This window comes from Klebsiella sp. MPUS7 (genome assembly GCF_009905335.1).
GTDB lineage: Bacteria > Pseudomonadota > Gammaproteobacteria > Enterobacterales > Enterobacteriaceae > Klebsiella > Klebsiella grimontii.
Genome location: NZ_CP047604.1, coordinates 4,712,461 through 4,734,475, shown reverse-complemented (window position 1 = coordinate 4,734,475; position 22,015 = coordinate 4,712,461). Strand labels below are relative to the sequence as shown.

Annotated in this window: 19 protein-coding genes; 11 read left to right on the top strand and 8 right to left on the bottom strand. The window is 56.5% G+C overall.

What is annotated here, in order from left to right:
* The first annotated feature begins 2 nt into the window (after nt 1–2).
* Genes fhuC through fhuB form a run of 3 tightly spaced genes read left to right on the top strand, consistent with a single transcriptional unit; the run spans nt 3 to nt 3,669 of the window.
* On the top strand, nt 3–800 hold the full coding sequence (gene fhuC, locus GUC22_RS22110; protein WP_024360353.1) for a Fe3+-hydroxamate ABC transporter ATP-binding protein FhuC: 798 nt from the start codon (nt 3–5) through the stop codon (nt 798–800).
* Entirely contained in the window at nt 800–1,690 is an 891-nt protein-coding gene (gene fhuD, locus GUC22_RS22105) for a Fe(3+)-hydroxamate ABC transporter substrate-binding protein FhuD (protein WP_049085787.1), read from the top strand. The genes fhuC and fhuD overlap by 1 nt, the downstream gene beginning before the upstream one ends.
* Entirely contained in the window at nt 1,687–3,669 is a 1,983-nt protein-coding gene (fhuB, locus tag GUC22_RS22100; RefSeq protein ID WP_049085788.1) for a Fe(3+)-hydroxamate ABC transporter permease FhuB, read from the top strand. The genes fhuD and fhuB overlap by 4 nt, the downstream gene beginning before the upstream one ends.
* A 118-nt stretch (nt 3,670–3,787) precedes the next feature.
* On the opposite strand, the gene hemL is transcribed toward fhuB, so the two are convergent.
* On the bottom strand, nt 3,788–5,068 hold the full coding sequence (gene hemL, locus GUC22_RS22095) for a glutamate-1-semialdehyde 2,1-aminomutase (RefSeq protein WP_004129093.1): 1,281 nt from the start codon (nt 5,066–5,068) through the stop codon (nt 3,788–3,790).
* 180 nt (nt 5,069–5,248) lie between these two features.
* Here hemL and clcA point away from each other — a divergent pair, with 180 nt between their 5' ends.
* Both clcA and erpA read left to right on the top strand, forming a co-directional pair.
* A complete protein-coding gene (gene clcA / locus GUC22_RS22090; protein ID WP_004872045.1) occupies nt 5,249–6,667 on the top strand; it encodes a H(+)/Cl(-) exchange transporter ClcA in 1,419 nt (472 codons plus the stop codon).
* 81 nt (nt 6,668–6,748) lie between these two features.
* Nucleotides 6,749–7,093, top strand: coding sequence for an iron-sulfur cluster insertion protein ErpA (erpA, locus tag GUC22_RS22085; protein WP_004098733.1), 345 nt, complete (start codon nt 6,749–6,751; stop codon nt 7,091–7,093).
* Between the two features lie 85 nt (nt 7,094–7,178).
* On the opposite strand, the gene GUC22_RS22080 is transcribed toward erpA, so the two are convergent.
* From GUC22_RS22080 to mtnN, 3 genes are all read right to left on the bottom strand, one after another.
* On the bottom strand, nt 7,179–7,802 hold the full coding sequence (locus tag GUC22_RS22080) for a TRIC cation channel family protein (protein ID WP_004129095.1): 624 nt from the start codon (nt 7,800–7,802) through the stop codon (nt 7,179–7,181).
* 180 nt (nt 7,803–7,982) lie between these two features.
* Nucleotides 7,983–8,783: a vitamin B12 ABC transporter substrate-binding protein BtuF gene (gene btuF / locus GUC22_RS22075; RefSeq protein WP_160183768.1), complete on the bottom strand. Its 801-nt coding sequence runs from the start codon at nt 8,781–8,783 to the stop codon at nt 7,983–7,985.
* Entirely contained in the window at nt 8,776–9,474 is a 699-nt protein-coding gene (gene mtnN, locus GUC22_RS22070) for a 5'-methylthioadenosine/S-adenosylhomocysteine nucleosidase (RefSeq protein WP_024360357.1), read from the bottom strand. Before mtnN ends, btuF begins: the two co-directional genes overlap by 8 nt.
* Before the next feature lie 84 nt (nt 9,475–9,558).
* On the opposite strand from mtnN, the gene dgt reads away from it, so the two are divergent.
* The 3 genes from dgt to cdaR all read left to right on the top strand — a co-directional run bounded on the left by dgt (nt 9,559) and on the right by cdaR (nt 13,996).
* Nucleotides 9,559–11,073: a dGTPase gene (gene dgt, locus GUC22_RS22065; protein ID WP_098067560.1), complete on the top strand. Its 1,515-nt coding sequence runs from the start codon at nt 9,559–9,561 to the stop codon at nt 11,071–11,073.
* Between the two features lie 134 nt (nt 11,074–11,207).
* On the top strand, nt 11,208–12,647 hold the full coding sequence (gene degP, locus GUC22_RS22060) for a serine endoprotease DegP (protein ID WP_004098740.1): 1,440 nt from the start codon (nt 11,208–11,210) through the stop codon (nt 12,645–12,647).
* Between the two features lie 191 nt (nt 12,648–12,838).
* Nucleotides 12,839–13,996 carry a DNA-binding transcriptional regulator CdaR gene (gene cdaR, locus GUC22_RS22055; RefSeq protein ID WP_004098741.1) on the top strand — a complete coding sequence of 386 codons (1,158 nt, stop codon included), beginning with the start codon at nt 12,839–12,841 and terminating at the stop codon, nt 13,994–13,996.
* 46 nt (nt 13,997–14,042) lie between these two features.
* Here cdaR and GUC22_RS22050 read toward each other — a convergent pair whose 3' ends face one another.
* From GUC22_RS22050 to map, 4 genes are all read right to left on the bottom strand, one after another.
* Nucleotides 14,043–14,432 (bottom strand): DUF3461 family protein, encoded by a 390-nt coding sequence (locus GUC22_RS22050; protein ID WP_004872029.1) that lies wholly within the window; start codon nt 14,430–14,432, stop codon nt 14,043–14,045.
* A 107-nt stretch (nt 14,433–14,539) separates the two neighbouring features.
* A complete protein-coding gene (gene dapD, locus GUC22_RS22045) occupies nt 14,540–15,364 on the bottom strand; it encodes a 2,3,4,5-tetrahydropyridine-2,6-dicarboxylate N-succinyltransferase (protein ID WP_004872026.1) in 825 nt (274 codons plus the stop codon).
* A gap of 33 nt (nt 15,365–15,397) precedes the next feature.
* A complete protein-coding gene (gene glnD, locus GUC22_RS22040) occupies nt 15,398–18,061 on the bottom strand; it encodes a bifunctional uridylyltransferase/uridylyl-removing protein GlnD (RefSeq protein WP_024360359.1) in 2,664 nt (887 codons plus the stop codon).
* A gap of 131 nt (nt 18,062–18,192) precedes the next feature.
* Nucleotides 18,193–18,987: a type I methionyl aminopeptidase gene (gene map / locus GUC22_RS22035; protein WP_004872025.1), complete on the bottom strand. Its 795-nt coding sequence runs from the start codon at nt 18,985–18,987 to the stop codon at nt 18,193–18,195.
* 323 nt (nt 18,988–19,310) lie between these two features.
* Here map and rpsB point away from each other — a divergent pair, with 323 nt between their 5' ends.
* From rpsB to pyrH, 3 genes are all read left to right on the top strand, one after another.
* On the top strand, nt 19,311–20,036 hold the full coding sequence (gene rpsB, locus GUC22_RS22030) for a 30S ribosomal protein S2 (RefSeq protein ID WP_003856207.1): 726 nt from the start codon (nt 19,311–19,313) through the stop codon (nt 20,034–20,036).
* Nucleotides 20,037–20,155: 119 nt separating this feature from the next.
* A complete protein-coding gene (gene tsf / locus GUC22_RS22025) occupies nt 20,156–21,007 on the top strand; it encodes a translation elongation factor Ts (protein WP_004098746.1) in 852 nt (283 codons plus the stop codon).
* A 146-nt stretch (nt 21,008–21,153) separates the two neighbouring features.
* Nucleotides 21,154–21,879 (top strand): UMP kinase, encoded by a 726-nt coding sequence (gene pyrH, locus GUC22_RS22020; protein ID WP_004872019.1) that lies wholly within the window; start codon nt 21,154–21,156, stop codon nt 21,877–21,879.
* The last annotated feature ends 136 nt before the right edge of the window (nt 21,880–22,015 follow it).

Here is a 22,015-nt window from a genome sequence, read left to right as displayed (position 1 = left end):
TTATGCAGGAAAACATTCCGCACTCCGATACGACGTTTTCACTGGACCGCGTGACCTTCCGCGTGCCCGGCCGAACGCTGCTGCATCCTCTGTCGTTAACTTTCCCGGCGGGAAAAGTCACCGGCCTGATTGGCCATAACGGCTCCGGCAAATCAACGCTGCTGAAAATGCTTGGCCGCCATCAGCCGCCGTCGGATGGGGATATTTTGCTCGACGGCCAGCCGCTCGACAGCTGGGGCAGCAAAGCGTTTGCCCGCAAAGTCGCCTATTTGCCGCAGCAGTTGCCACCGGCGGAAGGCATGACGGTGCGTGAGCTGGTGGCGATCGGCCGCTACCCGTGGCACGGGGCGCTGGGGCGTTTTGGCGCGGCGGATCGGGAGAAAGTGGAAGAGGCGATTGCGCTGGTCGGGCTTAAACCGCTGGCCCAGCGGCTGGTGGACAGCCTCTCCGGCGGTGAACGCCAGCGCGCGTGGATTGCCATGCTGGTGGCCCAGGATAGCCGCTGCCTGCTGCTTGATGAACCGACCTCGGCGCTGGATATCGCCCACCAGGTGGATGTGCTGGCGCTGGTTCATCGCCTCAGCCAGCAGCGCGGGCTGACGGTGATCGCCGTCCTGCATGATATCAATATGGCGGCGCGCTACTGCGACTATCTGGTTGCGCTTCGCGGCGGTGAGATGATCGCTCAGGGAACGCCCGCGGCGCTGATGCGCAGCGAAACCCTGGAACAAATTTACGGCATCCCGATGGGGATCCTGCCGCATCCGGCTGGCGCAGCGCCAGTAAGTTTTGTCTATTGATGGAAAACCTCACATTCATCACGCGGCGGCGCCTGCTGACCGCGATGGCGCTGTCGCCGCTGCTATGGCAGATGCGCGGCGCGCGGGCGGCGGAAGTGGATCCGCAGCGTATTGTCGCGCTCGAATGGTTGCCGGTAGAGCTGCTGCTGGCGCTGGGCGTCACGCCCTACGGCGTTGCCGATATCCCTAACTACAGGCTGTGGGTCAATGAACCGGCGCTGCCTGATTCGGTGATTGACGTTGGGCTGCGCACCGAACCCAATCTGGAGCTGTTGACGCAGATGAAGCCGTCGTTTCTGGTCTGGTCGGCAGGATATGGCCCGTCGGCGGAAAAGCTGGCGCGTATTGCGCCCGGACGAGGATTCACCTTCAGCGACGGCAAGCGTCCGCTGATGATGGCTCAGCAGTCGCTTAGCGAAATGGCTGACCTGATCGGCAGGCAGCAGGAAGCGAAGCGCCATCTGGCGGAATTTGACGCGCTGATGGAGAGCCTGCGTCCGCGCTTTGCCCGTCGCGGCGATCGCCCGCTGCTGATGATTACCCTGCTTGATACCCGCCACGTGCTGGTCTTTGCGCAGAACTGTCTGTTCCAGGAAGTGCTCGACCGCTTTGCCATCAACAATGCCTGGCAGGGCGAGACCACCTTTTGGGGCAGCGTCACCGTCGGTATTGACCGGCTGGCGGCCTACAGAGACGCCGACGTTATCTGCTTCGATCACGGCAATGCGCGGGAGATGGCGCAGCTCACGGCGACGCCGCTGTGGCAAGCGATGCCGTTCGTTCGCGCAGGGCGTTTTCAGCGCGTCCCGGCGGTGTGGTTCTATGGCGCGACGCTATCGGCGATGCATTTTGCCCGCGTGTTGGCCGATGCTCAGGGAGGCCCGGCGTGAGATCGCGTATTTCGCCTTTGGCGACATCTCTGCTGTTAACTCTGCTTATCGTCGCTGCTGCGCTGACGCTGTTCAACCTCAACGTGGCGCTGCCGCGAAGCGAGTGGGGACAGGCGCTCTGGCAGCCGAGTATCGATAATATCGCCCAGATGCTGTTCCACTACAGCCTGCTGCCGCGGCTGGCGATATCGCTGCTGGTCGGCGCCGGGCTGGGGCTGGTGGGCGTGCTGTTCCAGCAGGTGCTGCGTAACCCGCTGGCGGAGCCGACGACGCTCGGCGTGGCGACCGGGGCGCAGCTGGGCATGACGGTCACCACGCTATGGGCAATCCCTGGCGTGCTGGCGTCGCAGTTTGCCGCGCTGGCCGGGGCCTGCATTGTCGGCGCGCTGGTGTTTGGCGTGTCGTGGGGCAAACGCCTCTCGCCGGTGACGTTGATTCTGGCAGGCTTGGTGGTGAGTCTCTACTGCGGCGCGCTTAATCAGCTGATGGCGATCTTCCATCATGACCAGCTGCAAAGCATGTTCCTGTGGAGCACCGGCACCCTGACGCAGACCGACTGGAGCGTGGTGCAGCGGCTGTGGCCGCAGCTGCTGGGCGGGGCGATTCTGACCCTGCTGCTGCTGCGTCCGCTGACCCTGATGGGGCTGGACGACGGCGTGGCGCGCAATCTCGGTCTGGCGCTTTCTCTGGCGCGGCTGGGGGCGTTGACTCTGGCGATTATCATCAGCGCCCTGTTGGTGAATGCGGTGGGGATTATTGGTTTTATCGGTTTGTTCGCGCCGCTGCTGGCGAAGATGCTGGGCGCTCGCCGCCTGCTATCGCGCCTGCTGCTGGCGGCCCTGATTGGCGCGCTGCTGCTGTGGCTCTCCGATCAGCTCATCCTGTGGCTGGCCCGGGTGTGGATGGAGGTCTCCACCGGTTCGGTGACCGCGCTGATTGGCGCGCCGCTGCTGCTATGGCTGCTGCCGCGCCTACGCAGCATTAGTGCGCCGGTGATGAACGGTGGCGATAAAGTGCTGGCTGAACGCCAACATGTGCTGTGGTTCGCGCTGGGCGGGCTGGCGATTCTGCTGCTGGCCATCGTCGCGGCGCTGGCTTTCGGCCGCGACGCGCAGGGCTGGCACTGGGCCAGCGGAACGCTACTGGATCAGCTAATGCCCTGGCGCTGGCCGCGCATTCTGGCGGCGCTGTTCGCCGGCGTGATGCTGGCGGTGGCGGGCTGCATTATCCAACGCTTAACCGGTAATCCGATGGCCAGTCCGGAAGTGCTTGGCATCAGCTCGGGCGCGGCGTTTGGCGTGGTGCTGATGCTATTTTTCGTGCCGGGCAACGCCTTTGGCTGGCTGCTGCCCGCCGGTAGCCTCGGCGCGGCGGCGACGCTGCTGGTTATCCTGGCTGCCGCCGGGCGCGGCGGATTTTCGCCGCACCGTATGCTGCTGGCGGGGATGGCGCTGAGTACCGCGTTTACCATGCTGCTGATGATGCTGCAGGCCAGCGGCGATCCGCGAATGGCGCAGATCCTGACGTGGATTTCCGGCTCCACCTACAGCGCGACGCCGGAGCTGGTGGTGCGCAGCGGCGTGGTGATGCTGATCCTGCTGGCGCTGGCCCCGCTCTGCCGCCGCTGGCTGACGATTCTGCCGCTGGGCGGCGAGGCGGCGAGGGCGGTCGGTATGGCGCTGACGCCGTCACGCATTGGGCTACTGCTGCTGGCGGCATGTTTGACCGCGGCCGCAACGCTAACGATTGGCCCCCTCAGCTTTGTGGGATTAATGGCGCCGCATATTGCGCGTATGATGGGATTCCGGCGTACGATGCCGCATATGGCGATCTCCGGCCTGATTGGCGGGGGGCTGCTGGTGTTCGCCGACTGGTGCGGCCGGATGATGCTGTTCCCGTATCAGATCCCGGCGGGCTTGTTGTCGACGTTTATCGGCGCGCCGTACTTTATCTATCTGTTAAGAAAACAGAGCCGGTAGCTTTTCCGCATCGCGATGCCCGCCGGGCGTCGCGATGTTATAAGCCGCTTATTGATTTTCAAAGAGTGCAGCACCTCGGAGAGGCATTGCCGGGGCTGAGCAGCCCCGGCAATCAGAGTTACAGCTTCGCGAAGGCGTTACGCGCGGCGGCAACGGTGTTGTCGATATCTTCTTCGCTGTGGGCGATGGACATAAAGCCCGCTTCAAACGCCGACGGCGCCAGATAGACGCCCTCTTCCAGCATCAGGTGGAAGAAGCGTTTGAAACGCTCTACGTCGCATTTGACCACGTCCTGGTAGCAGGTCACGGTTGGCGCGTCGGTAAAGAAAATGCCGAACATGCCGCCAACGTTATTCACCACCAGCGGGATACCGGCATCGCGAGCGGCGTCCAGCAGACCCTGGGCCAGCTGGTTGGTCAGTTCGGTTAGCGTCTCGTGCACGCCGGGCTGCGCCACTTCGCTTAAGCAGGCGAAACCTGCCGCCATGGCAATGGGGTTGCCGGAGAGGGTGCCTGCTTGATAAACCGGGCCGGTCGGCGCGAGGGCATCCATCACTTCACGACGACCGCCGAATGCGCCTACCGGCATACCGCCGCCGATGATTTTGCCAAGGCAGGTTAGATCCGGCACCACGCCGTAGTAATCCTGCGCGCCGGCCAGCGCCACGCGGAAGCCGGTCATCACTTCATCGATAATCAGCAGCGCGCCGAACTCGTCGCACAGCGCGCGCAGGCCCGGCAGAAACTCCGGCAGCGGCGGGATACAGTTCATATTACCGGCCACCGGCTCAACGATGATGCAGGCGATATCCTGCGGATACTGTTCGAACGCGGCGCGAACCGATGACAGATCGTTATAGGTGCAGGTCAGCGTGTGTTTGGCGAAGTCCGCCGGCACGCCCGGCGAGTTCGGTTGGCCGAGCGTCAGCGCGCCTGAGCCGGCCTTCACCAGCAGGCAGTCGGCGTGGCCGTGGTAGCAGCCTTCGAACTTAATGATTTTGTCACGGCCGGTGAAGCCGCGGGCCAGGCGAATGGCGCTCATGGTCGCTTCGGTACCGGAGTTCACCATGCGAACCATATCCATGGTCGGGACCAGTTCGGTAACCAGCGCCGCCATTTTGACTTCCATCTCCGTCGGCGCGCCAAAGCTTAAACCGCGTTCGGCGGCTTCAATGACCGCGTTGCGGATGGCCGGGTGGTTGTGACCCAGCACCATCGGGCCCCAGGAACCGACATAATCGATATACGCTTTACCATCAACGTCGTAAAGGTAAGCGCCGTCTGCGCGCTCGATAAACAGCGGCGTACCGCCGACGCCGGTGAAGGCACGTACCGGAGAGTTCACGCCGCCGGGAATAAGTTCACGCGCAGCGTTATACAGATTTTCAGATTTGCTCATTGCCTGGGTCCTGGTTCGTGAAAAATGTTTTGTCGACTATTCTAAGTTATTCCAGGAAGGTTATGAAAGTTTTGCCCAATTGAAACAATGAGGTCGCGGCGCATTTTTTTGACGACGGCGCTTGTCCGGTTGGCTAGAATGCCCTTCTTTCTATTTGTATTACTCATCATTGATAATGGCATGAAAGCAGAAAATCCCTCTTCTTCAGCACATCAGTTCGTACGCGTTCGCCGCAGCGATGCCGTGCGTCGGTTGATTCAGCGTGATAAGACGCCGCTGGCGGTGTTATTAATGGCCGCCGTTGTCGGAACGCTGGCGGGGTTGGTCGGCGTCGCGTTTGAGAAAAGCGTCAACTGGGTGCAGAACCTGCGTATTGGCGCGCTGGTAGAGGTGGCTGACCACTGGTTTCTGGTGTGGCCGCTGGCCTTTATACTCTCCGCTTTGCTGGCAATGGTGGGCTATTTCCTCGTGCGGCGTTTTGCGCCGGAAGCGGGCGGCTCCGGGATCCCGGAAATTGAAGGCGCGCTGGAAGAGCTGCGTCCCGTCCGCTGGTGGCGCGTGCTGCCGGTGAAGTTTATCGGCGGCATGGGTACGCTGGGCGCGGGAATGGTGCTGGGACGCGAAGGGCCGATGGTCCAGCTTGGGGGCAACCTTGGGCGTATGGTGGTGGACGTGTTCCGCATGCGTAGCCCGGAAGCGCGCCATACGCTTCTGGCGACCGGCGCCGCGGCGGGGCTCTCCGCCGCCTTTAACGCGCCGCTCGCCGGGATTCTGTTTATTATTGAAGAGATGCGCCCGCAGTTTCGCTACAACCTGATCTCCATTAAAGCCGTATTTACCGGCGTGATTATGGCCACCATCGTTTTCCGTATCTTCAACGGCGATAAAGCGGTTATCGAGGTTGGTAAGCTCAGCAATGCGCCGGTCAACACCCTGTGGTTGTATTTGATCCTCGGGATGATTTTTGGCTGCATTGGCCCACTGTTTAATACGCTGGTGCTGCGTACCCAGGATATGTTCCAGCGGATCCACGGCGGCAATATCAAAAAGTGGGTGCTGATTGGCGGCCTGATCGGCGGCAGCTGCGGCGTACTGGGGCTGATTCAGCCAACGGCGTCCGGCGGCGGGTTTAACCTGATCCCTATCGCCGCGGCGGGCAATTTTTCCGTTGGCCTGCTACTGTTTATTTTTATCGCGCGGGTGATCACCACGCTGCTCTGCTTCTCTTCCGGCGCGCCCGGCGGTATCTTTGCGCCGATGCTGGCGCTGGGGACGCTGCTGGGGACGGCATTTGGTATGGCGGCGACCCCGCTGTTTCCGGCGTATCATCTGGATGCAGGAACCTTTGCCATCGCCGGTATGGGCGCGCTGCTCGCCGCCTCGGTTCGCGCGCCGTTGACCGGCATCGTTCTGGTGCTGGAGATGACCGATAACTATCAGCTCATTTTGCCAATGATTATTACCTGTCTCGGCGCAACACTATTGGCACAATTCCTCGGCGGTAAGCCTTTATACTCGACAATCCTGCAGCGCACCCTGGCAAAACAAAAGGCGGAGCAGGAAGCCAGGGCGCAGCCGGTCGGCGGGGAGAATACTTGAACGATTTACTCGGGTATTGGATAATGGCTCAAAAGGTCGGGTTATTCTTTAACCGGTCAGAAGTATCAATGGGAGCATAAAATGAGTGATGACGTAGCGTTGCCGCTGGAGTTTACCGAAGCCGCAGCGATTAAAGTAAAAGACCTGATTGCTGATGAAGACAATCCCAACCTGAAATTGCGCGTATATATCACCGGCGGTGGCTGCAGCGGTTTCCAGTACGGTTTTACCTTCGACGATCAGGTTAACGAAGGCGATATGACTATTGAGAAGCAGGGCGTCGGCCTGGTGGTTGACCCAATGAGCCTGCAGTATCTGGTCGGCGGCGCCGTCGATTATACCGAAGGTCTGGAAGGTTCGCGTTTTATCGTGACCAACCCGAATGCGAAAAGCACCTGCGGCTGCGGCTCCTCGTTCAGCGTTTAAAGATAGCGCGGCCCCCCAGCCTCTCCCACAGAGAGAGGGAGCCAACGCGAAAAACGGTAACGTTAAGGTTACCGTTTTGCTTTTATTACCGCCCATTCTCATCAAGCGCAAAAGTTGGCAGCTTCAGGTGCCAGCGGATTGCCGCCAGCCTGATGACCAGCGTGACCACCATACCTATCATCGCCGCGTTTTCTAACGGAACCTGAAAAGTGTAGTACGCCGTCGCATGCACGATGCCGCCAACGATGCAGGCCGTGGCGTAGATTTCCGTACGCAGTATCATCGGGATTTCGCGCGCCAGCACATCGCGGATGATCCCCCCGCCGACGCCGGTGACGACGCCCATACAGACGGCCACCAGCGGCCCGCTATGGGCAATAAAGGCTTTGTTGACGCCGATACCGACAAACACCGCCAGACCAACGGCGTCCAGCACCGGCAGTACCCATTTGGGTAACCGGCGCGGCTGGCGCACCAGCAGGATAGTGAACATGCTGGTGACCATCGCCACCACCAGATCGGTAGGATCTTTAACCCAAAATACCGGGCCGTTAGCAAGGGCCATATCGCGAATAGTCCCGCCGCCCACCGCAGTTACCACGCCTAATACCAGCACGCCGAAAGGGTCCATGCGCAGCTTTCCAGCCAGCAGGACGCCGGAGATGGCAAACACGGCGGTGCCAATAATATCCAGCCAATAGACAAGCATCGTCAGTTCCCACTTATAGTCTATCCCATCAGGCTATTTCATTTGCCAGTTTGGCCCTGGTCAGCGCTTACGAACCTCACGTACTGCGTGTACGCAGCGGTTGTTCCGCGCTGTCCTCCAGACTGGCTGCAACAATTGCGCCTGGTGGGATAGGTTCTGAGCACCTGGGTTAGCAGGTGGTTATTTTATCTGCTCGAGCGCAGTACAGAGTTGTTTTGCGGCGAGGATAATACGTGGGCTCGCGCGTTCAAACCAGTCGCCATGTAGCGCAATAAACGAAATTTTTAGCTGATTCTGCCAATAGCGCTCAACGGCGGGAAGTTGACTGGCGTCGCCGGCGATGACAATGGCCTGAGGCTGCCTTGCCAGTACCTGTTCACGGCTCACCTGCGGCCAGGGAACCCGGCTGGCGGCAAAAATGTTTTCTCCACCGCACAGGGTCAGAATCTGATCCTGAATCGATCCTTTGCTGGTGGTAAAGAGCGGGCTGGCGCCGAACTGTAAAAAAACGCGTTTTTTCGGCCCGCTCGCATAGCGGGCTTTTAAGGTCTGGTACTCGTCCTGCATTTTCTGCGCCGCTTGCCGCGCCTTTTCCGGCTGCGGGCTCCACTGCGCCAGCTGGCGAAGCGTTGCGATAATGTCTTCAATGGTCGACGTTTCGACCCAGATGACTTTTATCCCGAGCGAGCTAAGCTGATTCACCTGACGTTCAGCGTTGCCGCCGCGCCACGCCAGCACCATGTCGGGCTTGAGGGCGACGATACGTTCCAGATTCATTCCTTGCCAGCTGGAAACCTGCTCTATTTTTGCGGCTTCAGGGGGATAATCGGAATAGCTGCTGACGCCAACCGGCGTAATACCGGCGGCAAACGCCAGTTCAGTATTGGCGGGAGAGAGCGTAATCACCCGCGGCGCGGCGAAAAGCCACGCCGGGGCGAGCAGCATCAGGACGGCAAGCGCCGCGTTGAGCGACTTAGCCACGGGCCAGGTGCTGCACCAGGTTTTCCACCATCAGGGTGGATTGCTTCGCGGCAACGGCGAGAAACTCGTCGAAGCTCAGGTGCGACTGCTGGTCGGCAACATCAGAGATCGCGCGAACGACAACAAACGGTACGCCATAGTTGTGGCAGACGTGCGCGATGGCGGTGGCTTCCATTTCTACCGCAACGGCCTGGGGGAAGTTGTGGCGGATTTTTGCGAGGCCAATAGAACCGTTGATGAAGGCGTCGCCGCTGACGATCAGTCCGCGTACCGCATTCAGGTTCAGCGCCTTGATGCAGGTCTCCGCGGCGGCAATCAGCTTATCATCGGCTTTGAAACCGGCAGGGCAGCCCGGCAGTTGGCCATACTCATAGCCAAACGCGGTGACGTCCGCGTCGTGATAGCGCGTTTCGTCGGAGACGACGATATCGCCGACTTTCAGGGTTGATGCCAGACCGCCCGCGGAACCGGTGTTAATAATCACATCCGGCTTGCAGTGCTCCATCAGCAGGGTCGCACCCATGGCGGCGGCCACTTTGCCAATACCCGATTTCAACAGAGCGACGTCAATACCCTGAAGCTGGCCGGTGTAGATTTCGCTGCCGCCGATAGTGAGGGTCTGGCGGTTGTCGATTTTGTCGCGCAGTAGGGTAACTTCTTCTTCCATTGCGCCAATAATGCCGATTTTCATAGATTTACTCGCGATATGTGGGTTTTAGCGGCATAGTCTATCATGCGCTTAGAAGGAAACGTTATTGCTCGCTCGGGGGAGATCATGGCTAAGATCGATTTTCGCAACAAGATTAACTGGCGTCGCCGCTATCGTTCACCGCAGGGCGTTGAGACGGAGCGTGAAATCCTGCGAATTTTCGAAAGCGATCGCGGGCGCATCATCAACTCTCCGGCGATCCGCCGGTTGCAGCAGAAAACCCAGGTTTTCCCGCTGGAGCGCAACGCCGCGGTGCGAACCCGTCTGACCCACTCCCTGGAGGTTCAACAGGTTGGCCGCTATATCGCTAAAGAAGTGCTGAGCCGCCTGAAAGAACAGAAGCTGCTGGAGAGCTACGGGCTGGATGAGCTCACCGGGCCGTTCGAAAGCATCGTTGAAATGGCCTGCCTGATGCACGATATCGGCAATCCGCCTTTTGGCCATTTTGGCGAGGCGGCCATTAACGATTGGTTCAGCCAGCGGCTTTTCCCCGGCGATGCGGCCAGCCAGCCATTAACTGACGATCGCTGCGTGGTCGCGGCGTTGCGCCTGCAGGAAGGCGATAGCCAACTGAACGAGCTCCGACGCAAGGTTCGCCAGGATTTATGCTGGTTTGAAGGCAATGCCCAGGGCATTCGCTTAGTGCACACGCTGATGCGAATGAATCTGACCTGGGCGCAGGTGGGCTGTATTCTAAAATATACGCGTCCGGCATGGTGGCGCGGGGAACCGCCAGCCAGCCACAATTATTTAATGAAAAAACCTGGTTATTATTTAGCCGAAGAGGGCTATATTGCGAGGTTACGTAAAGAACTGGATCTGGCCCCTTACAATCGCTTCCCATTAACGTGGATTATGGAAGCTGCGGATGACATCTCATATTGCGTCGCCGATCTTGAAGATGCGGTAGAAAAACGCATCTTCAGCGTAGAGCAGCTTTATCAGCATCTCTATGAAGCCTGGGGCGTTCACGAAAAAGGCTCTTTGTTTAATCAAGTTGTCGAAAACGCCTGGGAGAAATCGCGTGCGAATTCTCTTAGCCGGAGTACCGAAGATCAGTTTTTTATGTATTTACGGGTGAATACGCTCAATAAACTGGTACCCTACGCGGCGCGGCGGTTTATTGATAATCTGCCGAAGATTTTTAGCGGTGATTTTAATCATGCTCTGCTTGAGGACGACAGCGATTGCAGCCAACTGCTTGAGCTTTATAAAAATGTTGCGGTAAAACATGTATTTAGTCATCCTGATGTCGAGCAGCTGGAGCTGCAGGGCTATCGCGTTATCAGCGGTTTGTTGGATATCTACCAGCCGCTGCTAAAATTATCGCTGGATGAATTTAGTCTGCTGGTGGAAAAAGAGCGGGTGCGCAGTTTACCGATTGCATCGCGTCTCTTTCAGAAACTTTCAACCCGCCATCGGTTAGCTTACATAGAGGCCGTAAATAAGATTTCGCGCAATAATCCGGAATTTCCGGTGCTGGAATATTATTATCGCTGTCGTCTCATTCAGGACTATATCAGCGGAATGACCGACTTGTATGCATGGGATGAATATCGACGATTGATGGCCGTAGAATAAGGGTGAGTTTTGTAAAGACGGACAATAAATTTTTACTTTTACCAAAACTTCACTCCGGAACTTCGCGCTATAAAATGACTCTGATAGTCACCAACACAGCAACTATTCGTTATCTGAAATCGAGATTGAAACATATGAAAAAAACCACGTTAGCAATGAGTGCCCTGGCTCTGAGTTTAGGTCTGGCGTTGTCCCCTCTCTCTGCGAGCGCGGCGGAAACAGCTTCTTCGGCGACTAATGCGCAGCAAATGCCAAGCCTGGCCCCGATGCTGGAAAAAGTGATGCCGTCGGTCGTGAGCATTAACGTTGAGGGGAGCACCACCGTTAATACGCCGCGAATGCCGCGTAACTTCCAGCAGTTCTTTGGCGATAATTCGCCGTTCTGTCAGGATGGTTCTCCGTTCCAAAGCTCTCCGTTCTGTCAGGGCGGCGGGCAGGGCGGCGCGCCGGGTAGCGATGGCGGCCAGCAGCAGAAATTTATGGCCCTCGGTTCCGGGGTGATCATCGATGCCGCTAAAGGCTATGTCGTCACCAACAACCACGTAGTGGATAACGCCACCACGATCAAAGTTCAGCTGAGCGATGGACGTAAGTTCGACGCGAAAGTGGTCGGTAAAGACCCGCGTTCTGATATTGCGCTGATTCAGATTCAGGATCCGAAAAACCTGAGCGCGATTAAGCTGGCGGACTCTGACGCCCTGCGCGTTGGTGATTACACCGTAGCGATCGGTAACCCGTTTGGCCTGGGCGAAACCGTCACCTCGGGGATCGTCTCCGCATTAGGTCGTAGCGGCCTGAACGTTGAAAATTATGAAAACTTTATCCAGACTGATGCGGCGATTAACCGCGGTAACTCCGGCGGCGCGCTGGTTAACCTCAACGGCGAGCTGATCGGTATCAACACCGCGATTCTGGCGCCGGACGGCGGTAACATTGGTATCGGCTTCGCGATTCCGAGCAACATGGTGAAAAACCTGACCGATCAGATGGTCAAATTTGGCCAGGTTAAACGCGGTGAGCTGGGTATCATGGGGACCGAGCTGAACTCCGAACTGGCGAAAGCGATGAAAGTCGACGCTCAGCGCGGCGCTTTCGTCAGCCAGGTGATGCCGAACTCGGCGGCCGCTAAGGCGGGCATTAAGGCCGGCGACGTGATTACGACTCTGAACGGTAAGTCGATCAGCAGCTTTGCCGCGCTGCGTGCCCAGGTGGGCACCATGCCGATCGGCAGCAAAGTCGAGCTTGGCCTGCTGCGTGACGGTAAGCCGGTGACGGTGACCGTTGAGCTGCAGCAAAGCAATCAGAATCAGGTTGATTCAAGCACTATCTTCAACGGTATTGAAGGTGCTGAAATGAGCAACAAAGGCCAGGACAAAGGCGTTGTGGTGAGCAATGTGAAAGCGGGAACGCCGGCGGCGCAGATTGGCCTGAAGAAAGGCGATATTATCGTTGGCGCTAACCAACAGCCGGTGAAAAATATCGCCGACCTGCGCAAAATCTTTGATGCCAAACCGTCGGTTCTGGCCCTCAATATCCAGCGCGGCGATACGTCGATTTATCTGCTGATGCAGTAATTCTTGACGGTTCGCAAAGCCCCTTTTCTCCTTGTGGAGGGAAGGGGCTTTTTTATTGCTGCTGGACCTTTCCTTTTTCGTTCTGTGACATCTTCCACAACTCCATACATCTTGCCCCGCCTTTGTGCGAATGCACAATGCGGCGTTTTGCCAACTCTTTTATGCTGGTAGCCTGCTCACGGGAGGGTTACATGGCTGGCTGGCATCTTGATACCAAAATGGCGCAGGATATCGTGGCGCGTACGATGCGCATTATTGATACCAATATTAACGTAATGGATGCCCGCGGGCGCATTATCGGCAGCGGAGACCGCGAGCGAATTGGTGAATTGCACGAAGGGGCGCTGCTGGTACTTTCTCAGGGGCGGGTTGTCGATATTGATGATGCCGTTGCCCGACATCTGCACGGCGTGCGTCAGGGAATAAACCTGCCGCTGCGTCTCGAAGGGGAGATCGTCGGCGTCATCGGTCTGACCGGGGAACCGGAGTCGCTGCGCAAATACGGGGAACTGGTTTGTATGACCGCCGAGATGATGCTGGAACAATCGCGGCTGATGCATCTTCTGGCCCAGGATAGCCGTCTGCGCGAAGAACTGGTCATGAACCTGATTCAGGCGGAAGAGAATACCCCGGCGCTGACCGAGTGGGCCCAGCGTCTGGGGATCGATCTCAATCAGCCGCGCGTGGTGGCGATGATAGAAGTAGATAGCGGCCAGCTGGGCGTAGATAGCGCGATGGCGGAGCTGCAGCAGCTCCAGACCGCGTTGACCACGCCGGACCGTAATAATCTGGTGGCCATTGTCTCGCTGACGGAAATGGTGGTGCTGAAACCCGCGCTGAATGCCTTTGGCCGCTGGGATGCGGAAGATCATTGCAAACGGGTCGAGCAGCTGATCAGCAGGATGAAAGAGAACGGTCAGCTGCGTTTTCGCGTGGCGTTGGGAAACTTTTTTACCGGGCCGGGCAGCATCGCCCGTTCATACCGCACCGCCAGAACCACGATGATGGTCGGCAAGCAGCGGATGCCGGAGAGCCGCAGCTATTTCTACCAGGATTTGATGCTGCCGGTGCTGCTTGATAGCCTGCGCGGCGGCTGGCAGGCCAATGAACTGGCGCGCCCGCTGGTTCGTCTGAAGGCGATGGATAACAACGGTCTGCTGCGCCGCACCTTACAGGCATGGTTTCGTCATAACGTGCAGCCGCTGGCGACCTCAAAGGCGCTGTTTATTCACCGCAATACGCTGGAATACCGTTTGAACCGCATTTCTGAGCTGACGGGGCTGGATTTAGGCAATTTTGACGATCGTCTGCTGCTGTATATTGCGCTGCAGCTCGATGAGCAGAGATAGAATATCGTTCCCGGCCGGGAGGATTAACGCCGGGAACAGGCTCAACTTATTTGTTGCGCGTCAGTTTTTCCAGATCGGATTCGATTTCGCTGATCTTATTGGTGACAACGCTTTCCAGGTGACGCAGATCGTCAAGAATCTTACGTTTCAGATCGATTTCGCTACGATCGCGCTGACAGATTTGATCCAGCTCGTCGATGATATAGCGTAGGTTAGGGCTAATTTCCTGGACTTCTTTATACCCCTGGCCCACGCCGTCGGCGACCACGGTTTTGCGCTGACGCGGATATTTGAACTTGACGCTCTTAGCGAAGAACTCGCCTTTATCCTTCTGAAAGTAGATTTTCAGAATGTCGTTGTTGGCTTCCTGCCGCAGGCTATAGCGATCGATTTCATCAGGATTGGTAATACCAAGACTTTTCAGATTATCGTACATAACGGTACCTTTGATATCATCGTAATCTTTGAATAATTAACGAAAAAATCTATCTTCGCCAGCTTAATATATAAAAAAAGCGGGATGCCTCCCGCTTTTCATACTGCTTAGTCGATGGTACGCAGAAGTTCGTTGATTCCAACCTTGCCGCGGGTTTTGGCATCGACTTTTTTGACGATGACCGCGCAGTACAGGCTGTATTTGCCATCTTTTGACGGCAGGTTGCCGGAGACGACGACGGAGCCTGCCGGAACGCGGCCGTAGAACACTTCACCGGTTTCGCGGTCGTAGATTTTGGTGCTCTGGCCGAGGTACACGCCCATAGAGATAACGGAACCCTCTTCGACGATAACGCCCTCAACGACTTCGGAACGCGCGCCGATAAAGCAGTTATCTTCGATAATGGTCGGGTTAGCCTGCAGCGGCTCCAGTACGCCACCGATACCGACGCCGCCGGACAGGTGGACGTTTTTGCCGATCTGCGCGCAGGAACCGACGGTCGCCCAGGTATCCACCATGGAGCCTTCGTCAACGTAGGCGCCGATGTTCACATAGGACGGCATCAGAACCGTATTACGAGCGATAAACGCCCCCTGACGAACGGCCGCTGGCGGAACGACGCGGAACCCTTCTTTCTGGAAACGCGCTTCATCATAATCCGCGAACTTCATTGGGACTTTATCGAAGTAGCGGCTTTCCGCACCATCGATAACCTGGTTATCGTTAATACGGAAAGAGAGCAGAACCGCTTTCTTCAGCCACTGATGGGTGACCCACTGGCCGTCAATTTTTTCAGCGACACGCAGCGCGCCGGAATCAAGCAGAGAAATCACCTGGTTAACCGCTTCGCGGGTCACGGTATCCACGTTTGCCGGGGTGATGTCGGCGCGACGCTCAAAAGCGGACTCAATAACGTTCTGTAATTGCTGCATTGTTTACTCTTTCCATTTACTTAAAAAAATACGTTACCCTTTATCGTTTGGATTGAGGGCCTCTGTCAACCGTTGTTGCACTTCTTGCTGTAGCTCATTATTAAGGGCGCGCCGGTCTGCGGTGGCGATTATAAATAAATCTTCTACTCGCTCACCAATTGTCGTAATTCGCGCCCCGTGGAGCGAAATGCCGAGGTCGGCAAACACCTGGCCGACGCGCGCTAACAGACCCGGCTGATCGAGAGCAATCAGCTCAAGAAAGGATTTCCGGTCGGTATGCGTCGGCAGGAAATTCACCTCCGTCGGCACGGAAAAATGCCTCAGCTTCGCCGCCTGACGACGGGGCGCCGGTGGCTGCCAGCTGCGCTGGCTGAGGGTCTGTTCCAGGCCCACGCGGATCATCTCGTGCCTGTCGGCGGAAAGCGGGCTGCCGTCCGGCTCAAGAACGATAAAGGTATCCATCGCCATGCCGTCGCGGGTGGTGAAGATCTGCGCATCGTGAACGCTAAGATTACGGCGATCCAGCTCGCCGCAAACGGCGGCAAAGAGGTAAGGGCGGTCCGGACTCCAGATAAAAATCTCGGTGCCGCCGCGCGTGGCGTGGGAACTGAGCAGGATCATCGGCTTGCTGAGATCGTGCTTCAGTAGATTGCGCGCATGCCAGGCGAGCTGGTTTGGCGTATGGCGCACAAAGTAGTTGGCGCGGCAGCGGTTCCAGATTTGGTGCAGCGCCTGTTCATTGATATTTTCCATCCGCAGCAGCGCCAGCGCCTGTAGCTGATGGTGACGCACCCGCTCGCGCATATCCGGCGTGTTTTGCATCCCCCGGCGCAGCTGTTTTTCGGTAGCGAAATAGAGCTCGCGCAGCAGGCTCTGCTTCCAGCTGTTCCACAGGTTTTCGTTGGTGGCACAGATATCGGCGACGGTCAGACAGACCAGATAGTGCAGACGATTTTCCGTTTGCACCTCTTCGGCGAACTGCTTGATCACTTCCGGATCCTGAATATCGCGACGCTGGGCGGTAACCGACATCAGCAAATGATGGCGCACCAGCCAGGCGACCAGTTGGGTTTCGCGCGAGTTAAGGCCGTGAAGCTCGGCGAATTTCAGTACGTCCTGCGCGCCGAGAATCGAATGGTCGCCGCCGCGCCCTTTGGCGATATCGTGAAAGAGGGCGGCGATAAGGATCAGCTCCGGATGCGTCAGGCGCGGCCACAGTTCCACGCACAGCGGATGGCGGCTACGGGTCTCTTCTTTGGCGAAGCTCTCAAGCTTCAGCAGCACGCGGATGGTGTGTTCATCAACGGTATAGGCGTGAAACAGATCGAACTGCATCTGGCCGACAATATGCGACCATTGCGGCATATAGGCCCACAGCACGCTATGGCGGTGCATCGGCAGCAGCCCGCGGCTTACCGCGCCCTGATGGCGCAGCATACTGAGGAACAGGGTCCGCGCTTCCGGAATGTAGCAAAGCGGCTGCGTCAGATGACGGCGGGCGTGGCGCAGATGGCGAAGCGTGGTGGAGTAAATGCCGGTGATGCTGCTGTTGCGCACCATCGTATAGAACATGCGCAGAATGGCCTGCGGTTCACGGATAAACAGCGTGTCATCGCGCAGATCGATAAGCGTGCCGCGCAGTTGAAAATCATCATCAATCGGTCGCGGCTTCTCATCCTCGGTGAGCGCGAGAATCGCTTCTTCGAACAGCTGGATCAGCATTTGGTTCAGCTCGCTCACCCGACGGGTGACGCGGAAGAAATCCTTCATCATATGCTCAATCGGCTGGTTGCTTTCGCCTTCATAGCGCAGACGGCGGGCGACGCTGAACTGCCTGTCGAACAGCAGGCGATTATCGTAGCGGTTGAGCTCAAGATGTAGCGCAAAGCGAATGCGCCAGAGCTGATGCAGGCATTCGTTTAGCTCGTTGCGTTCGGCTTCGGTCAGAAAGCCGAAGCCGACCATTTCATCAAGCGAGGTGGCGCCGAAATGGCGGCGCGCGATCCACTGTAGGGTGTGGATATCGCGCAGGCCGCCCGGGCTGCTTTTCACGTCCGGCTCCAGGTTGTAGCTGGTCCCGTGATAGCGCTGATGGCGTACATTCTGCTCTTCAACTTTTGCCGCAAAGAACTTTTCCGATGGCCAGAAGCCGTCGCTGAATATGTGCTTTTGTAGTTCAAGGAACAGCGCGACGTCGCCAATAAGCAGACGCGATTCAATCAGATTGGTGGCGACGCTGAGGTCCGACAGCCCCTCCAGCAGGCACTCTTCGAGGGTGCGCACGCTGTGGCCGACTTCCAGTTTAATATCCCACAGCAGCGTCAGCAGCTCGCCGACCTTTTGCGCCTGCTCATCGGGGAGCTTTTTGCGGCTCAATATCAGCAGATCGATATCAGAAAGCGGGTGCAGTTCGCCGCGGCCGTAACCGCCGACGGCGACCAGCGCGATGTCGTTAATGGAACCGAAACCGTACTCGACCCACAGCCGCTGGAGCAGCTGATCGATAAATTCGGTACGTGCTTCAATCAATCTTTCCGCGGCAATACCGCTATCAAAAGCCTCGCCCAGCCAGCGCTGAAAAGCGTCGATAAGCGCCTTAATCGTCGCGCAATTGAAATCACTTTTTGGCCACTCGCCCGGATTTTCTGGCTGAGCGGACAGGTCAGGGGGGACAGTATTAGATAAAGAGTTGCTCATTGCGCCACCATAAGAAAAAACTATCGCCCATAAAAAATCGCCGGGAGCGATTTTTAACGTCGCCTGCGGCGGCCCAAGGGGGGACGGGCAGGACGCCCGTCATAAAAAAGCCGGCTGGCGCCGGCTTTTCATCATTCGTTGTGCGAGATTATCGCCGGGATGGTGTCATCCTTGCGTAACGTCAGTATTTCGCAGCCGTTATCTGTCACCACAATAGTATGCTCATACTGCGCAGACAAGCTCCGGTCTTTGGTTTTTACCGTCCAGCCGTCTTTCATGCTGCGGATCTCTTTTTTACCCGCGTTGACCATGGGCTCAATGGTAAAGGTCATGCCGGGTTTGAGCACCACGTTGGTTTCCGGAGAGTCGTAATGCAGCACCTGCGGTTCTTCATGGAAACCGCGGCCGATACCGTGGCCGCAGTACTCGCGCACGACGGAGAAACCTTCGGCTTCGACGTATTTTTGAATAGCCGCGCCGATAGCGCGCAGATTAATCCCCGGTTTGACCATTTTGAGGGCCAGATAGAGGCTTTCTTGGGTGATGCGGCACAGGCGCTCGCCGAGAATGGTCGGTTTACCGACGATAAACATCTTCGAGGTATCGCCGTGGAAATCATCTTTAATGACGGTGACGTCAATGTTGACGATATCGCCATCTTTCAGCAATTTGCCGTCGTCCGGGATCCCGTGGCACACCACTTCATTAATAGAGATGCAGACCGATTTTGGAAAACCGTGGTAGCCCAGGCAGGCGGAAACGGCTTTTTGTTCATTAACGATATAATCGTTGCAGATACGGTCCAGTTCGCCGGTGCTGACGCCCGGTTTTACGTAGGGTTCGATCATTTCCAGCACTTCAGCGGCCAGGCGGCCGGCAACGCGCATTTTTTCGATGTCTTCAGATGTCTTGATAGAAATAGCCATGGATTGTGTCCAGCAGTGTCGATTTTTTCGACAATAATAGATTATGTCTGAACAATGTTAACAGTCCGGGCGTCCTGCTGCCAAATTGAGAATCATTAACAGCACGCGACGTCAACAACAGTTGGTTTCCGCTCCTGTTTTGTGGTATAAAGCGCGCCGGACTTCTGTTCCATTCTCAGATACACAAGATGGACTGAAGCGACAAATCTCACTTTGTGTAACAACACACACGTATCGGCACATATTCCGGGGTGCCCTTTGGGGTCGGTAATATGGGATACGTGGAGGCATAACCCCAACTTTTATCTATAGAGGTTTTAAACATGGCAACTGTTTCCATGCGCGACATGCTCAAGGCTGGTGTTCACTTTGGTCACCAGACCCGTTACTGGAACCCGAAAATGAAGCCTTTCATCTTCGGCGCGCGTAACAAAGTTCACATCATCAACCTTGAGAAAACTGTACCGATGTTCAACGAAGCTCTGGCTGAACTGAACAAGATCTCTTCTCGTAAAGGCAAAATCCTTTTCGTTGGTACTAAGCGCGCTGCAAGCGAAGCGGTAAAAGACGCTGCTAACAGCTGCGACCAGTTCTTCGTGAACCATCGCTGGCTGGGCGGTATGCTGACTAACTGGAAAACCGTTCGTCAGTCTATCAAACGTCTGAAAGACCTGGAAACTCAGTCCCAGGACGGTACTTTCGACAAGCTGACCAAGAAAGAAGCGCTGATGCGCACTCGTGAGCTGGACAAGCTGGAAAACAGCCTGGGCGGTATCAAAGACATGGGCGGCCTGCCGGACGCGCTGTTCGTTATCGACGCTGACCACGAGCACATCGCAATCAAAGAAGCAAACAACCTGGGTATTCCGGTATTTGCTATCGTTGATACTAACTCCGATCCGGACGGCGTTGACTTCGTTATCCCGGGTAACGACGACGCAATCCGTGCAGTTAGCCTGTACCTGAGCGCTGTTGCTGCTACCGTTCGTGAAGGCCGTTCTCAGGATCTGGCTTCTCAGGCGGAAGAAAGCTTCGTAGAAGCTGAATAATAAGGCATACCCTTATTTAGTACCGTGTATAAATAGGGGCCTCTTAGCGGCCCCTTTTTCACTTTCAAATCTGTCTGGTTCCTGGAACCGGGCAGATCACATCTCCCGAGGAATAAAGAATGGCTGAAATTACCGCATCCCTGGTAAAAGAGCTGCGCGAGCGTACTGGCGCAGGCATGATGGATTGCAAAAAAGCGCTGACTGAAGCGAACGGCGACATCGAGCTGGCAATCGAAAACATGCGTAAATCCGGTGCTATTAAAGCAGCGAAAAAAGCAGGCAACGTTGCTGCTGACGGCGTGATCATTACTAAAATCGATGGCACCTACGGCATCATTCTGGAAGTTAACTGCCAGACTGACTTCGTTGCTAAAGATGGTGGTTTCCAGGCATTTGCTAACAAAGTTCTGGACGCAGCTGTTGCTGGCAAAATCACTGACGTTGAAGTTCTGAAAGCACAGTTTGAAGAAGAACGCGTTGCGCTGGTTGCTAAAATCGGTGAGAACATCAACATCCGTCGCGTTTCTTCTCTGGAAGGCGAAGTTCTGGGTTCTTACCAGCACGGCGCGCGTATCGGCGTTCTGGTTGCGGCTAAAGGCGCGAGCGAAGAGCTGGTTAAACAGCTGGCTATGCACATCGCTGCAAGCAAGCCTGAATTCGTTAAGCCGGAAGACGTTTCCGCTGAAGTGGTAGAAAAAGAGTACCAGGTTCAGCTGGATATCGCCATGCAGTCTGGCAAGCCGAAAGAAATCGCAGAGAAAATGGTTGAAGGCCGCATGAAGAAATTCACCGGCGAAGTTTCTCTGACCGGTCAGCCGTTCGTTATGGACCCGAGCAAATCTGTTGCTCAGCTGCTGAAAGAGCACAACGCTGACGTGACTGGCTTCATCCGCTTTGAAGTGGGCGAAGGCATTGAGAAAGTTGAGACTGACTTTGCAGCAGAAGTTGCTGCGATGTCCAAGCAGTCTTAATTTTCAAAAGGAGCCGCCTGAGGGCGGCTTCTTTTTGCGCCTAATGTGTAAATTCAGCCAACCGCTATAGTGGGTACGCTGAAAAGCGACGTACAATGTCGCCAGAATTAACTCATCTCATTCGTTGACAGTCTCAGGAAAGAAACATGGCTACCAATGCAAAACCCGTCTACAAACGTATTCTGCTTAAGTTAAGTGGCGAAGCTCTGCAAGGTTCAGAAGGCTTCGGTATTGATGCGAGCATACTTGACCGCATGGCTCAGGAAATCAAAGAACTGGTTGAGCTGGGTATTCAGGTTGGCGTAGTGATTGGTGGCGGTAACCTGTTCCGTGGAGCTGGTCTGGCGAAAGCGGGTATGAACCGCGTTGTGGGCGACCACATGGGCATGCTGGCAACGGTCATGAACGGCCTTGCAATGCGTGATTCTCTCCATCGCGCCTATGTGAACGCCCGCCTGATGTCAGCGATTCCGCTGAATGGCGTGTGCGATAACTATAGCTGGGCGGAAGCTATCAGCCTGCTGCGTAACAACCGCGTGGTCATTCTTTCCGCGGGTACCGGTAACCCATTCTTTACTACCGATTCTGCTGCCTGCCTGCGCGGTATTGAAATTGAAGCCGACGTAGTACTGAAAGCAACCAAAGTTGACGGTGTATTTACCGCCGACCCGGCCAAAGATCCTTCCGCGACCATGTACGATCAGCTGACCTACACCGAAGTGCTGGATAAAGAGCTGAAAGTGATGGATCTTGCGGCCTTTACCCTGGCGCGTGACCACAAACTGCCGATTCGCGTATTCAATATGAATAAGCCTGGCGCGCTGCGTCGCGTGGTGATGGGTGAAAAAGAAGGCACATTAATTACTGAGTAATTCCCGTCGGCGTCAAATACGGGTAATATTCGGCCTTACTTTTACGGGTTTATGACCCGATGGTTTTCAACATGCTCTGTGGACGGAATGCTGCGGCTGACCCGCAGCCTGAAAGACGTTGAGCATAAACATGACT